The following is a 14,336-nucleotide window of genomic DNA, read 5'->3' as shown; positions in this document are numbered from 1 at the left end:
GCGCGCGGGGTTCCGTCTGTCCGGGCGGCGCTCTAGGGTCGGAGCATGGCCTCCGAACGCGTGACCCTGATCGTCGCCGACTCCGATGGCGAGCGTGAGGTCGCGCTCTCCAGCCCGAATCGAGTGGTGTGGCCCGACCTCGGCATCACCAAGGCGGAGCTGGCGGAGTACGTGCAGCTGGTGGCGGTGCCGTTCCTGGCTGCGAACGGCAACCGCCCGGTGTCGCTCGAGCGGTTCCGCGACGGCATCGGGCCCGCAGGCGGAGCACGGGCCGAGGGCTTCTTCTCGAAGAACCCGCCCAAGGGGACCCCGGACTTCGTCGACGCCGTCACGGTGACCTATAACAGTGGGCGTCAGCATCCGCAGATCGTCCTGAACCGGGCGAGCGCGATCGTGTGGGCCGTGCAGATGAACACGATCGTGTTCCACCCCTGGGCGTCGCTCGCCACCGATGCCGACAACCCGGTCGAGCTGCGCATCGACCTCGACCCGCAGCCCGGCACCGACTTCGCGGATGCCGTGAGGGCCGCCCACGCGTTGCGCGAGGTGCTGCGCGAGGCCGGGTTGGACGCGTTCGCCAAGACCAGCGGCAACAGAGGCCTGCACGTGTTCGCGCCGATCGAGCCGACGCACGAGTTCCTGGACGTGCGGCATGCCGTGATCGCCGCCGGCCGCGAGCTGGAGCGGCGGATGCCGGATCAGGTCACGACGAACTGGTGGAAGGAAGAGCGCGGCGAGCGCATCTTCGTCGACTTCAACCAAGCCAACCGCGACCGTACGATGGCCGGCGCCTACAGCCCTCGCGCGCTTCCCGGCGCGACCGTCTCGACACCCGTGGCGTGGGACGAGCTCGACGGCCTCGACCCGACCGCGTTCACGGTGCGCAGCATCCCGAAGCGCCTGCAGGAGGTCGGCGATCCCTGGGCCGCGGTGCAGGACGCACCGGGCCGCATCGACACGCTGCTGGAGTGGTGGGAGCGCGACAGGGAGAACGGGCTCGGAGAGCTTCCCTTCCCGCCGGAGTTCCCCAAGATGCCGGGGGAGCCCCCACGCGTGCAGCCGAGCAAGAAGGTGGCGGCGAACTGGGACGACGACGGCGCGCCTGCGGAGAAGGACTGACGTCCCTCGGCCCAGGACAGCTCAGCTCAGGACATCCGCGAGGTCGTAGCCGGCGACGGTGTCCAGCTGCTCGTAGGTGCACGAGCGGGCATCGCGATCGGGGCGCCAGCGCTCGAACTGCACGGTGTGGCGGAAGCGGGCACCTTCGAGCTGGTCGTAGCGCACCTCGAGCACCCGCTCGGGGCGCAGACGCACGAAGCTCACATCCTTCGATCCGCTGAACCGCGACCTCTCGCCCTCCGCGGTCACGGCGTCTCCTGCTTCGTCACGTTCGACCAGCGGGGCGAGCTCCTCGACGAGCTCCTGTCGGCGGGCGTCGCTCCACGCCGCCACTCCGCCGACCTGACGAAGCACTCCGTCGCCGCCGTACAGCCCGACCAGGAGCGAGCCGACTCCTGAACCGGACTTGTGGATGCGGTAGCCGAGCGCGACGACGTCGGCCGTGCGGGCGTGCTTGATCTTGAACAGGGTGCGCTTGCCCGGGGCGTAGGGCTGGTCGAGCGGCTTCGCGACGACGCCGTCGAGACCCGCGCCCTCGAACTCGGCGAGCCAGCGCACCGCCGCATCCCGATCACGGGTCGTGCGCGTGAGGTGCAGCGGATGCTCGACGCCCTCCATGAGAGTCTCGAGACGTGCCCTCCTGGTCTCGAAGGACTCGGCGAGCAGATCGTCTTCCCCTGAGGCGAGCAGGTCGAAGGCGACGAACATCGCAGGTGTCTCGACGGAGAGCTTCGCGATGCGTGAAGCCGCGGGGTGGATGCGCTGGCTCAGCGCCTCCCAATCCAGGCGCTGCGAGCCATGGGCCCCGGTGGCGACCACGATCTCGCCGTCGAGCAGGCATGGGCCAGGAAGCAGATCGGGGATCGCCTCGACCAGTTCGGGGAAGTAGCGGGTCAGGGGCTTCGCGCCGCGCGACCCGATCTCCACCGTCTCGCCGTCCCAGGCGATGAGCCCGCGGAATCCGTCCCACTTCGGCTCGTACAGCAGGCCGCCGGGGGTCTTCGCCGGGTCGGGTACCGCCGGCACCGCCTTGGCGAGCATCGGAGCCGGGATCTCGTAGCGCATGGTCCCATCCTGGCCGCAGGCGATCCGCGGCGGAAGGGGAGGGGATCAGTCGAAGAGGTCGGAGAGGGTTGCAGGTTCACCGGCATCCCGCAGAGCTGTGCGGGCAGCGTGCCAACCGGCCATGCCGTTCACGGACGGACCCGGAGGTGTCGCGGCTGATGCCAGATACACACCGTGCATCGGTGTGCGCCAGGGGGCGGGGGAGAGGGTCGGGCGCCGCAGTGCCTGGCGCATGTCGAACACTCCGCCGGAGATGTCGCCACCGATCTCCGTGGGGTTGACCGCTTCGCGCGACGATGCCGGCACCGCGTGGTGCGCGAGGATGAGGTCGCGGAAGCCCGGTGCGAAGCGCTCGACCTGCGCGGTGATCGACTCGGTCGGGTCGAGGTCCGATCCCGGCGGCACGTGGATGTAGGCCCAGAGCACCGCCTTGCCCGCGGGAGCGCGGGAATCGTCGAGGAACGAGGGCTGCACGGCGAGCACATAGGGCCGTGCGCTCACTCGTCCGGCGGCGACGGCGTTCTCGCTCGCCCAGACCTCGGCGCGCGTGCCGCCCAGATGCAGGGTCGGCGCGTGGGCGACGTCGGGGTTCGCCCACGGGACCGGTCCGTCGAGGGCGAAGTCGACCTTCGCGGCTCCCGGCCCGTACCGGTACGAACGGAGCGCGCGGGCGTAACCCGCAGGAACGTCGGGGTGCGTGAGCGCGAGCCGCGGTGAGGTGTTCAGCAGCAGCAGGTCCCCGCGACGAGGATCGCCCCAGTCCAGAGCCCCCAGGTCGGAGACGGGCGTGCCCGCCTCGACCGTGCCGCCGTGCTGCTCGAGGTCGGCGACCATCGCGTCGGCGATGCGCTGCGCTCCGCCCCGCGGATACGGCCAGCCGCCCGCGTGCCCGAGTGCGGCGAGCAGCAGGCCGGCGGCGGCGCCCGCCAACGAGGGCAGGGCGGAGTTCGCGTGGGCGATGACCCCCGAGAGCAGAGCCGCAGCCTCTTCGGTGCGGAAGGCGCGAGCGGCCAGGGGGGTTCCCTGGTCCAGCATGCGGATCGCGAAGCGGGCGGCGGTCACCGGGTCGTGGGGGAGGCGAAGCAGCTGATTGCCGGTGAAGTCGACGACGCCGTCGATGTGGGTGCTGAGCGGACGCAGGCGCGAGGTCCAGGCGGAGCCGTCGACTCCGAGCGCGGCCGCCGTGCGCTCGATGTCGCGCCAGGCGATCGCCGCGCGTCCGTCGTCGAGCGGGTGGGCGTACGAGGCCTCGGGGCGGATCCACTCGATGCGCCGGTCGAGGCCGAACGCCTGGAAGAACGGGGAGGCGAGGGCGGCCGGGTGCACGGCGGAGCAGACGTCGTGCCTGAACCCCGGAAGAGTGGATTCGCTGGTGCGCACGCCGCCGCCGATCGTGTCGGCGCCCTCGAGCACTCGCACCCGGTAGCCGGCGCGGGCGAGCGTGACGGCTGCGGCGAGCCCGTTCGGGCCGGAGCCGATGATCGTCGCCTGGGCCATGACGTCAGTTTGGCACGTATACGAGCGGAAAACGGTCGAACGCACCCCTCCGGGCGTGCGATCCTGGAACTGATGAAAGAAGCACAGGGGCCGACCCCCGCAGGCACCTCCCGTCCATACCGTTCGCTCCCGGAAGCGTTGCGCGCGCATCGCATCGATCCGTCCAACCACGCGTTCATCACCGCCATCGTCGAAGAGATCGGGATCAGCTCGTTCATCGACCGCGGTCGCTACATCGAGGCGATCCGCCGTGGCGAGGGCGCTCCGCTCCACATCGGGCGCACCTACACGAACGGCTTCACCGAAGACGAGCGTCTCGTCGTCGGATCCGCCCCGTTGCGACTGCAGCCGAGCGAGGGGCGCGCACCGTACTTCTACGTCAGCCACCCGAGCGAGTTCATCCCGCTGACGCCGCCGCGTGCGGCGAAGCGCACGACGACTCCTCGTGTCTCCGCGCCCCGCGCCGAGAAGGCCCCGAAGCCCGTGGAGGAGCGCGACTACGGCGTGTGCGACGTGTGCTTCATGGTGAAGACGCCGTCCGGCGGCTGCGGCTGCGACTGAACATGAGCACCGCTGCGGGATCAGCGCTCGACCGACCGCTGATCCGCCTCGCCGACCTCACGGGACCCGATGCGATCGAGGTCGGCGCGGCCGTGCGCGCCTATCTGCAGCAGACCGAGCTCGAGAAGAGCCTACAGGAGCACGGGGCCGCCCCCGATCCCGTGCCGCCGCTGCCCGAACGCTACCTGCGCGAGGTCGAAGACCCTGCGGCGGCGTACGCCGCGCACCGGGTGCGTGTGGCGCTGCTGGGCGTACGCGTCGTCGGCGTCGTGGTCCTCTCGGTGCGCGACGAGGTGGCGGAGGTCAAGCGCCTGTGGGCGGAGCCTGCGGCGCGCGGTCGCGGGGTGGGTTCGGCGCTGCTGGACGCCGCCCTCGACGATGCGGCCGTTCTCGGTGCCGTGCAGGTGCGGCTGTCGGTGTGGGACTGGCGTGATGGTCCCGTGCGTCTGTATGAATCGCGGGGATTCGAGCGGGTGCCCTCGTGGGACGATCGCGAGCGGCTCGTGTGCATGGTGCGCGCGGTCTGAGCCGACCGCATCACGCCGAGTGCTGAGACAGACGGTAGCGGCCGGGGGTCATCCCCACGAGCGGTGTGAACTGCTGGATGAACTGGCTGGTCGTCGCCCACCCGCAGGCCGCGGCCGTCTCGGGCACCGAGGTGCCGTCGGCGAGCAGGACGAGCGCACGATGCACGCGTAGCTGGAGACGCCACTGCCGGTATCCCATGCCGGTCTCCCGAGGGAACAGGCGGCTCAGGGTTCGCTCGGTGGTTCCGGTGCGCATGCCGAGCTCGCCGAGGCTCACGGGCGTGGCGAGGTCGTCCTCGACGATCCGGGCCGCCCGACGCAGACGCGGGTCGTGCGGTTCCGGCAGATGCAGCGGCTGCTCGGGGGCGGTGACCGCCTCGTCGACGATGACCCGGCGTAGGTGCTCCAGCGCGCCCGCGCTGCGGGGGCGGTCGGATGTCATCGCCAGGACGGCCTCTCGTGCGAGCGGCGTCGCGACGAGGACGGCGGGGGTGGTCGGCAGCCGCGCGGCGAGCTCCGCGGTCAGGTGGACGATGCGCATGTCGGTGCGTCCGTGCGCGCGATGACGGTGCTCCGCGCCGGCGGGCACCCACGCCATGCGCGTCGATGGCGCGATCCAGGCCCCGTCGTCAGTGAGCAGTGAGAGCACTCCCGAAGCCGCATGCACCAGGTGTCCGAGCGGATGGGCATGGCGCGGTGAGGTCTCGGCGTGCGCGAAGCGGTAGGCGCCCTCCATCGGCAGAGTGGCGAGGGCGTCGAAGTCGACCAGGCTCAGATCGACGAGCCGAGCGGATTGGCGTGTATTCGACATCGAGTTGCAGTTTACGTGTTTTCTGATGCGGTGCCCGGGTGCTGGACTCGAAGCATGACCACGACGCACGAGCCGCTCGACGCCACCCCGACCCCGCTGACCACGCCGTCGGCTCGTCACGGCGGCGTCCTGTTCGGGGTCTACGTGGGCGTCGGGCTGCTGTTGATCGCGCTGAATCTCCGGATGGGCGTCGCCTCGGTCGGCCCGGTGCTCCCGGCGATCGAGCGCGACCTCGGCATCCCCTCCGCGGCGGCAGGTCTGCTGACGACGATCCCCGTGTTCGCCTTCGGTGCCTTCGCCTTCCTCACCCCCACGCTGACCCGCCGGATCGGGCTGCATCGGCTGCTCGCGCTGACGATCGTCGTCGTGGCGGTCGGCATCGGCACCCGCCTCCTCGACTCTCCGGTGGCGCTCTTCGGCGGCACGGTGCTGGTCGGCGCGGGTATCGCGGTCGCGAACGTCTGCATGCCCGCGGTGATCAAGCAGGACTTCGCGCACCGTCTCGGTCTGATGATGGGGCTGTACTCCACGGCGCTGTTCGTGGGTGCTGCCGCGGCCGCCGCCTTCACGGTGCCGCTCATGACCGCGCTCGACGGGTCATGACGTGGCGCGCTGGCGTTCTGGGCCGTACCCGCGGTCCTCGCGCTGCTGGTCTGGCTGCCCCGGGCGGTGCGCGGGTCCGCGAGCGTGGCCGGAACGCCCGGCGACGCGATCGCGGAGCCGCGGGACGAGCCGCGGATGTCGGTGCTGCTGCGCGACCCGGTCGCGTGGGCGGTCACGGTGTTCATGGGGTTGCAGAGTCTGAGCTACTACGCCGCGCTGACATGGATCCCGACGATGCTGCAGGACGCCGGAGTGCCGCTGGCCGATGCCGGTCTGCTGCTGTCGTACTCGAGTTTCTCCGGGGTCGCGGCAGCGCTCCTCGCGCCGATGATGCTGCGACGTATCCGGCCGACGTGGCTGCCCGTCCTGCTCTCGACGCTGCTGTGCGCAGCGGGGCTGATCGGCCTCCTCGTCGTGCCGGGAGGAGTCGCGCCCTGGGTGTGGATGACGCTGCTCGGGCTCGGCCAGGGCACCGCCATCACGCTGTCGCTGACCTACATCGTGCTGCGGGCTCCCGACGCGGCGCACACGGCGCACCTGTCGACCATGGCCCAGGGGATCGGCTACCTGCTCGCCGGTTTCGGCCCGATCGGACTCGGCATCCTGCATGCCGCCGTCGGCGGATGGGCGCTGCCGGTCGCGGCGCTGGTCCTCCTGCTCGGTGTGCAGACCGTTGCCGGGGCAGCGGCGAGCAGAGAGCGCCACGTGCGCGCCGGCGGACGGTAAGTCGACCCCGGCGAACAGCGGCTCAGACGAACGCGCTCATCCCTGTGATGTCGCGCCCGAGCAGCAGCGCCTGCACGCTCTCGGTCCCCTCGTAGGTGTGGATGGCCTCGATGTCGGCCATGTGCTGCATCACGCCGTTCTCGAGGAGGATGCCGTTGCCGCCGAGCATGTCGCGGGCGGTCGAGGCGATCCGGCGGGCGGCTCGCGTGTTGTGGAACTTCGCCAGCGACGCCTGGGTCGGGCGCAGCTCGCCGGCCGTCTCGAGGTCGGCCATGCGCCGGCAGTACAGCTGCATGGCGGTGAGGTCCTCGAGCATGTGGGTGAGGCGCTCCTGGACCATCTGGAACTTGGCGAGCGGCTTTCCGAACTGCACCCGCTGGGTCGCATACGCCAGCGCCGCCTCGTAGCAGGCGGTCGCGTGTCCGAGCGCCGACCACGCGACGCCCGAGCGGGTCGCGTACAGCACGATGGAGGCATCCTTGAAGCTCTTCGTCCCCGGCAGCACGGCGTCGAGCGGGACCCGCACGTCGTCGAGCACGATGTGCGCCTGGTGGATCGCGCGCAGCGAGGCCTTGCCGCGGATCACGCGGCCGGTGTAGCCGGGGGTGTCCTGTTCCACGAGGAAGCACCGCACGGCGCCGTGCTCCTCGGCCCCCTCGTCGTCGACGCGCGCCCAGACGAACGTGATGCCGCCGGAGGCGCCGTTGCCGATCCACTTCTTCGTCCCGCGGATGACCCATTCGTCGCCGTCGCGGCGGGCCACGGTCTCCAGCGAGACCGAGTCCGAGCCGTGGTCGGGCTCGGTGAGGGCGAACGACCCGAGCGCCGAGCCGTCGGCGACACGAGTGAGCCATTTCTCCTGCTGTGCGGGGGAACCGAACAGCGCCAGCGTGCGCAGCGCGAGTCCGCCCTGCACCGCGAGGATCGTGCCCAGCGATCCGTCGCCGCGGGAGATCTCCATGTTCACCAGGCCCGCGGCCAGCGGGGACAGGCTCGTGAGCGCGGGGTGCTGGACGCCGTCGACGACGAGATCCATCTCGCCCATTCGCCGGGCAGCCTCGAGCGGATACTCCGCACGGTCCCAGGCATCCGCCATCTGCGGGGCGACCTCGTCGATGTAGGCCTTGGCACGGTCCCACGCCGCACGGTCGGCAGCGGGGATGTCGGAGAAGACCGCGTAGTAGTCGCTGTCCTGACGTCCGGTGATGTCGTACGACGAGACGCGCTCGCCGGGGAAGGGGGAGGCTGCAGTGCTCATGGGGCTCCTTCGTGGCACCAAGTATCGTACTCCTCGATACTCGGTTCCACGACCCTCGCGAGACTAGTCGAGCTGGGACTGCAGCCGGCGACCGACTTCGGCGATCGGCATGGAGCGGGGGAACACCGCCACGACCATGTCGTCCGGGGCGGCTACGGCATCGTCGCCGGCGACGCCGTAGCGACGACGCACATCGGCCAGCGCCGTCTGCAGTGTCGCCAGCGGCACCTTCTTGCGGCCGCGCAGCAGCTGGCGCAGCACGTGGTTGTGCACCGCCGTCACGAGGGCGGCGAAGCCGACCGCATCCAACGGGTCGACACCGGGGAGCGCGCCGCGCAGATAGTCGTCGAACAGGCGCTCATAGCGGAAGACCGTGATGATCTCGCGTTCGCGCAGCACGGGCACCTGACGCACGATCTGGTAGCGGCGCCTGGCGAGTTCCGGATCGTGCGCGAAGTGGGCGAAGACCGACTCGGAGGCTGCGCACACCGCACCCCACGGATCGTCGTGTCCCTCGTCGAGGAACTCCCTGAGCTGTTCCAGGAGCACCTCGTGATCGGCGAAGACCACGTCCTCCTTGCCGCCGAACTGGCGGAAGAACGTCGAGCGGGAGACTCCGGCGGCCTTGGCGATCTGCTCCACCGACGTCTGGTCGAACCCCTGAGCGCTGAAGAGTTCGAGCGCCGCGGCGACGACGCCGGTGCGCAGTTCTGCGGATTCGTGCATGGCGAAAGCCTAGACCTCGCCGGGCGGAGACGCCGAGGCGCCGACGTCATACTGAGGAGCGTGAGAGATGACGGGATCCCGGCCGGCTGGTTCGACACGCGGCGGCGCGGCACGCGGCGCTGGTGGGACGGCACTCGATGGACCCCCCACATCACCGTGCACGGGCGGCGGACGACTCTGGCCGAGGACAGTGCGGCGGTGCGCAGACAGCTGCTCGTGAGCGAGCTCGTGCTCGCGGCGGTGCTGGTCGGGGCGATACTCATCGCCCTGTGGGGCTCCCTGCCGGTGCTCGTGGTGCGCCCCGTGATCGTCGCCACCGGCGCCGCTCTGGTGGTGCTGCCGTTCCTGATCACCCGGCAGCTGCGTCGGGCCGCGCTTCCGGCGCGACGAGCAGGGGTGCCCGCCCGGCGCTGAGAGCCGGGGCCGCAGGAGCGCCCAGGCCGAGGTAGTAGGCTGGGGGACTGGTCGATGTCTCGACATCGAGAGAATTACCAGACAGCAGCCCAGTGAAGGAACCACAGTGGATCTGTACGAGTACCAGGCACGAGACGTTTTCGAAAAGTACGGAGTGCCGGTCCTCGCCGGCATCGTCGCGGACACCCCTGAAGAGGTGAGGGCGGCTGCCGAGAAGATCGGCGGAGTGGTCGTCGTCAAGGCTCAGGTCAAGACCGGCGGCCGTGGAAAGGCGGGCGGCGTCAAGGTCGCCAAGACGCCCGACGAGGCGTATGAGGCAGCGAAGGCCATCCTCGGCCTCGACATCAAGGGTCATGTCGTCAAGCGCGTCATGGTCGCGCAGGGCGCGCGCATCGCCGAGGAGTTCTACTTCTCCGTGCTGCTCGACCGCGCCAACCGCTCCTACCTGAGCCTCTGCTCGGTCGAGGGTGGCATGGAGATCGAAGAGCTCGCTGTCGAGCGCCCTGAGGCGCTCGCGCGCGTCGAGGTCAACCCGCTCACCGGCATCGACAAGGCGAAGGCCGTCGAGATCGCCCGCGCGGCGAACTTCCCGGAAGACCTCGTCGAGAAGGTCTCCGACGTCTTCGTGAAGCTCTTCGACGTCTACAAGGGCGAGGACGCGACGCTCGTCGAGGTCAACCCGCTGGTCCGCACCGAAGAGGGCGACATCATCGCGCTCGACGGCAAGGTCACGCTCGACGACAACGCCTCCGAGATCCGCCACCCCGAGCACGAGGCGCTCGAGGACAAGGACGCCGCAGACCCGCTCGAGGCCAAGGCCAAGGAGTCGGGTCTCAACTACGTGAAGCTCGACGGCGAGGTCGGCATCATCGGTAACGGCGCAGGACTGGTCATGTCCACGCTCGACGTGGTCGCCTACGCGGGCGAGAACCACAACGGTGTGAAGCCGGCCAACTTCCTCGACATCGGCGGCGGCGCTTCGGCTGAGGTCATGGCCGCCGGCCTCGACGTCATCCTCGGCGACCCGCAGGTCAAGAGCGTGTTCGTCAACGTCTTCGGCGGCATCACGGCGTGCGACGCCGTCGCCAACGGCATCAAGGGTGCCCTCGAGACGCTGGGCGCCACGGCCTCCAAGCCGCTCGTCGTGCGCCTCGACGGCAACCGCGTCGACGAGGGTCGTGCGATCCTCGCCGAGTACGCGCACCCGCTCGTGACCCTGGCCGCCACCATGGACGAGGGCGCCGACAAGGCCGCCGAGCTCGCCAACGCCTGAGACTGAAGGACGAGAAGAATGTCGATTTACCTCAACAAGGACTCCAAGGTCATCGTCCAGGGCATCACCGGCGGCGAGGGCACCAAGCACACCGCACTGATGCTCAAGGCCGGCACCCAGGTCGTCGGTGGCGTGAACGCCCGCAAGGCCGGCACCACGGTCTCGCACACCGACAAGGACGGCAACGCCGTCGAGCTGCCCGTCTTCGGCTCGGTCGCCGAGGCCATGAAGGAGACCGGCGCCGACGTGTCGATCGCCTTCGTGCCCGGCGCCTTCACGAAGGACGCGATGATCGAGGCCATCGATGCCGAGATCCCGCTGCTCGTCGTGATCACCGAGGGCGTTCCCGTCGGCGACTCGGCCGAGGCCTGGGCCTACGCCCAGAGCAAGGGCAACAAGACCCGCATCATCGGCCCGAACTGCCCCGGCATCATCACGCCGGGCGAGGCGCTCGTGGGCATCACGCCGGCGAACATCACGGGCAAGGGACCGATCGGCCTCGTGTCGAAGTCGGGCACCCTGACCTACCAGATGATGTTCGAGCTGCGCGACCTGGGCTTCTCCACCGCCATCGGCATCGGCGGCGACCCGGTCATCGGCACCACGCACATCGACGCGCTCGCCGCGTTCGAGGCCGACCCGGAGACCAAGGCGATCGTGATGATCGGCGAGATCGGCGGCGACGCCGAGGAGCGTGCGGCCGACTACATCAAGGCGAACGTCACCAAGCCGGTCGTCGGCTACGTCGCGGGCTTCACCGCTCCCGAGGGCAAGACCATGGGTCACGCCGGTGCGATCGTGTCCGGTTCCGCCGGTACCGCTCAGGCGAAGAAGGAGGCCCTCGAGGCCGCCGGCGTCAAGGTCGGCAAGACGCCGTCCGAGACGGCAGACCTGATGCGCGCGATCATCGAAGCGCTCTGATCTGAGCTACGCTTGATCTGAAGGCCCCGGACTCCACTCCGGGGCCTTCTTTCATGCCCGTCCGTGCCCGTTCGGTCGGCTGCTCGACGGCGGGCAGCGCCCCGGCTCAGCTCCGCGGCGCCACGGCATTCAGGAGGCGATCGAGCGCCGCGTGCGCATCCGTTCGCGCGTCGTCGTCCGGGCTGGCGACGAGCCAGAGGGCCAGTTCGTTCATCGCCCCGGACAGCGCCGCGGTGAGCGGGCCCAGGAGGGCGGGGGAGACGCCGGCCTCGCGCAGGCCGGTGCGCAGCTCCTGCTCCGGTCCCTCTCCGTCGAGTCGGCGCCACTCCTCCCACCCCAGAACGGCAGGACCGTCGATGAGCAGCACGCGCGACGCCGCTCCCCGGGTGATGGCGTCGAGGAACGCGTGGCTGCCGTCGCGGAGCGCGGTGTCCGGGGTGCTTTCCGCGGTGGCTGTGACGATCGCATCGGCGACGATCCGCTGCTGCTCCGCGGCGACGGCGGCGAACAGCAGCGGCTTCGACGTGTAGTGGTGATAGACGGCTCCACGGGTCACCGCAGATGCGCGGGCGATCTCGTCGACGGACGCTGCCCCGTATCCCTGCGCGGCGAAGTGGGACGCGGCGGTCTCGAGAATGCGTCGTGCAGTCTCGGCGGCGTCGGCCGCGGATGCTCGGGCCATGGTCTTCCTTTACATGCAGGTTGTATGTATCCTAGTCCCGCCAGATACAAACACAGTGTACGTAAGAGGGGAAGTCATGCAGATCACGAGCTTCTATCCGGTGCTGATGGTGGACGATGTCGCCACCGCCGCGCGCTTCTATCGCGAGGAGCTCGGCTTCGAGGTGGTGTTCAAGGCTGACTGGTACGTGAGCCTGCGCATCGACGGTGGTGAGCTCGCGATCCTCGACCGGGCGCACGAGACGATTCCGGAGGGCTTCCGCGAGCCCGTGCGTGGTCTGCTGCTGAACGTCGAGGTGCCGGATGCGGCTTCCGAACATGCGCGACTGGTGGGGGAGCAGGGTCTTCCCGAGCGACTGCCCCTTCGAGACGAGGCCTTCGGGCAGCGACACTTCATCATCGAGGCGCCCGGCGGCGTGTTGATCGACGTGATCGAGCCGATCGAGCCGTCGCCGGAGTTCGCGGCCGCCTACGCCTGAGCCTCGAGAGGTAGCCGTCTTCGTCAGATGCATGACTTCTCGACGGATGCATGACTGCTCGGGGCGTGTGCTCCTGCATCCGGCGGATGCTCATGCATGTGACGGCCGCGGCGGATGGAGGCACGAGAGAGGGGCGGGTGCCGCAGCACCCGCCCCTCTCGTGATCTCGAATCGGTGTCAGATTCCGACGCCGAAGAGGGCCTCGATCGGACCTCGGGCGAAGAAGATCAGGAAGCCGGCACCCACGACCCACAGCAGCGGGCTGATGGTCTTGGCCTTGCCCGAGAACGCGTGGATGAGCACCCAGCTGACGAAGCCCGCACCGATGCCGTTCGCGATCGAGTAGGTCAGAGGCATGACCGAGACGGTGAGGAACACCGGCAGCAGCACGCGGAAGTCGCTGAAGTCGATGTAGCGGATCTGCGCCATCATCATTGCGCCGACGATGATCAGCGCCGCTGCGGCGATCTCGGTCGGGACGATCGAGGTCAACGGGGTCAGGAACATCGCGATCAGGAACACCACGCCGGTCACGACGTTCGCGAGACCCGTGCGGGCGCCCTCGCCGATGCCGGCGCCCGACTCGATGAAGACCGTGCTCGAGGACGAGGAGGTCGCACCACCGGCGATCGCACCGACGCCCTCGACCACCAGCGCCGACTTGATGCGCGGGAAGTCCCCGTTGTCGTCGGCGAGGTTCGCCTCCTTCGCGAGGCCCGTCATGGTGCCCATCGCGTCGAAGAAGTTCGTGAACAGCAGTGTGAAGACGATCATCACGATCGCGACGAGGCTGACCTTGCTGAGGTCGAAGCTGAAGTCGACGGCGCCGATCAGGCTGAGGTCGGGAACGCCGACGGGAGAGCCGCTGAGCGCAGGTACCGTGAGGCCCCAGCCGCCGGGGTTCACCACGTTGCCCTCGTCGTCGAAGCCGCGGGCGCCGATGTGCCAGATCGCCTCGACGATGACCGCGAGCACGGTGCCGCCGATGAGGCCGATCAGCATGCCGCCCTTGATCTTGAGAGCGACGAGGATGCCGGTGAGCAGCAGCGTGATCACGAACAGCAAGGTCGGCACGGTCGCGACCGAGCCGTTCACACCGAGGCCGACCGGGGGAGACGAGGCGCCGGTCGCGGTGACGAAGCCCGAGTTGACGAAGCCGATGAAGGCGATGAACAGGCCGATGCCGACCGTGATGGCGATCTTCAGCTGGAAGGGGACGGCGTCGAAGATCGCCTTGCGCAGCCCGGTGGCGGCGAGCAGCACGATGACGACACCGTTGATCATGACGAGTGCCATGGCCTCGGGCCAGGTCACCTGGCCGACGACCGAGAACGCGACGAAGGCGTTGATGCCGAGTCCTGCGGCGAAGCCGAACGGCAGGCGCGTGACGAGCCCGAACAGGATCGTCATCACGCCGGCGGTCAGGGCGGTGGCGGCGCCCACGGCGTTGAAGCTGAGCATGTCTCCGGCGACGTCGGGCTTGCCGGAGAGGATGATCGGGTTGAGGATCACGATGTAGGCCATCGTGACGAACGTCACCAGACCCCCTCGGATCTCGGTGCCGATCGTGGATCCGCGCTTGCTGATCTCGAAGAAGCGGTCCAGGGAGTTCTTGGGCTCGGTGGATGCCGGGGCGGGCGGGGCAGTTGTCATCGGGAAACCTCCGGAGAAACGT

At 69.5% G+C, this 14,336-nt stretch carries 14 protein-coding genes and 1 pseudogene; 8 read left to right on the top strand and 7 right to left on the bottom strand.

All coding sequences use genetic code 11. The features are described from left to right. Positions 1-45 precede the first annotated feature (45 nt). Complete coding sequence (ligD, locus tag KY497_RS15850; RefSeq protein WP_219869486.1) at positions 46-1,119, top strand: non-homologous end-joining DNA ligase; 1,074 nt, start codon at positions 46-48, stop codon at positions 1,117-1,119. A 21-nt stretch (positions 1,120-1,140) separates the two neighbouring features. On the opposite strand, the gene KY497_RS15845 is transcribed toward ligD, so the two are convergent. Both KY497_RS15845 and KY497_RS15840 read right to left on the bottom strand, forming a co-directional pair. After that, complete coding sequence (locus tag KY497_RS15845) at positions 1,141-2,184, bottom strand: ATP-dependent DNA ligase (RefSeq protein WP_055870477.1); 1,044 nt, start codon at positions 2,182-2,184, stop codon at positions 1,141-1,143. A 45-nt stretch (positions 2,185-2,229) separates the two neighbouring features. Next, positions 2,230-3,681 (bottom strand): NAD(P)/FAD-dependent oxidoreductase, encoded by a 1,452-nt coding sequence (locus tag KY497_RS15840; protein ID WP_219869485.1) that lies wholly within the window; start codon positions 3,679-3,681, stop codon positions 2,230-2,232. A gap of 72 nt (positions 3,682-3,753) precedes the next feature. Here KY497_RS15840 and KY497_RS15835 point away from each other — a divergent pair, with 72 nt between their 5' ends. Both KY497_RS15835 and KY497_RS15830 read left to right on the top strand, forming a co-directional pair. Further along, positions 3,754-4,242 carry a hypothetical protein gene (locus KY497_RS15835; protein ID WP_127481982.1) on the top strand — a complete coding sequence of 163 codons (489 nt, stop codon included), beginning with the start codon at positions 3,754-3,756 and terminating at the stop codon, positions 4,240-4,242. A 2-nt stretch (positions 4,243-4,244) separates the two neighbouring features. Then, the gene (locus KY497_RS15830; RefSeq protein ID WP_219869484.1) at positions 4,245-4,769 is read left to right on the top strand and encodes a GNAT family N-acetyltransferase; all 525 of its coding nucleotides are present in this window, start codon (positions 4,245-4,247) and stop codon (positions 4,767-4,769) included. Between the two features lie 10 nt (positions 4,770-4,779). Here KY497_RS15830 and KY497_RS15825 read toward each other — a convergent pair whose 3' ends face one another. Then, positions 4,780-5,580, bottom strand: coding sequence for a helix-turn-helix domain-containing protein (locus KY497_RS15825; protein ID WP_219869483.1), 801 nt, complete (start codon positions 5,578-5,580; stop codon positions 4,780-4,782). Between the two features lie 54 nt (positions 5,581-5,634). Between KY497_RS15825 and KY497_RS15820 the strand changes: the two are divergent. Continuing rightward, a pseudogene (locus KY497_RS15820) lies at positions 5,635-6,909 on the top strand (CynX/NimT family MFS transporter). A gap of 22 nt (positions 6,910-6,931) precedes the next feature. Here KY497_RS15820 and KY497_RS15815 read toward each other — a convergent pair. Next, a complete protein-coding gene (locus KY497_RS15815; RefSeq protein ID WP_219869482.1) occupies positions 6,932-8,167 on the bottom strand; it encodes an acyl-CoA dehydrogenase family protein in 1,236 nt (411 codons plus the stop codon). A 63-nt stretch (positions 8,168-8,230) separates the two neighbouring features. Continuing rightward, entirely contained in the window at positions 8,231-8,893 is a 663-nt protein-coding gene (locus KY497_RS15810) for a TetR/AcrR family transcriptional regulator (protein WP_017828317.1), read from the bottom strand. Positions 8,894-8,953: 60 nt separating this feature from the next. Between KY497_RS15810 and KY497_RS15805 the strand changes: the two genes are divergently transcribed. From KY497_RS15805 to sucD, 3 genes are all read left to right on the top strand, one after another. Further along, complete coding sequence (locus KY497_RS15805) at positions 8,954-9,307, top strand: DUF2510 domain-containing protein (protein WP_141387190.1); 354 nt, start codon at positions 8,954-8,956, stop codon at positions 9,305-9,307. Positions 9,308-9,413: 106 nt separating this feature from the next. After that, entirely contained in the window at positions 9,414-10,580 is a 1,167-nt protein-coding gene (sucC, locus tag KY497_RS15800) for an ADP-forming succinate--CoA ligase subunit beta (protein WP_055870494.1), read from the top strand. Between the two features lie 18 nt (positions 10,581-10,598). Further along, positions 10,599-11,501, top strand: a complete 903-nt coding sequence (gene sucD / locus KY497_RS15795) for a succinate--CoA ligase subunit alpha (protein WP_055870498.1) — start codon at positions 10,599-10,601, stop codon at positions 11,499-11,501. Between the two features lie 106 nt (positions 11,502-11,607). On the opposite strand, the gene KY497_RS15790 is transcribed toward sucD, so the two are convergent. Further along, a complete protein-coding gene (locus KY497_RS15790; RefSeq protein ID WP_219869481.1) occupies positions 11,608-12,183 on the bottom strand; it encodes a TetR/AcrR family transcriptional regulator in 576 nt (191 codons plus the stop codon). A 76-nt stretch (positions 12,184-12,259) separates the two neighbouring features. On the opposite strand from KY497_RS15790, the gene KY497_RS15785 reads away from it, so the two are divergent. Further along, positions 12,260-12,661 carry a VOC family protein gene (locus tag KY497_RS15785; protein ID WP_219869480.1) on the top strand — a complete coding sequence of 134 codons (402 nt, stop codon included), beginning with the start codon at positions 12,260-12,262 and terminating at the stop codon, positions 12,659-12,661. A 177-nt stretch (positions 12,662-12,838) separates the two neighbouring features. Here the strand turns inward: KY497_RS15785 and KY497_RS15780 are convergent, their stop codons facing one another. Continuing rightward, entirely contained in the window at positions 12,839-14,314 is a 1,476-nt protein-coding gene (locus KY497_RS15780) for an NCS2 family permease (protein ID WP_055870506.1), read from the bottom strand. Positions 14,315-14,336: the final 22 nt, after the last annotated feature.

The organism is Microbacterium sp. PAMC22086 (assembly GCF_019443525.1).
GTDB lineage: Bacteria > Actinomycetota > Actinomycetes > Actinomycetales > Microbacteriaceae > Microbacterium > Microbacterium maritypicum.
Note: the sequence above shows the minus strand (reverse complement) of the source record. Positions and strands in the feature narration are given on the sequence as shown.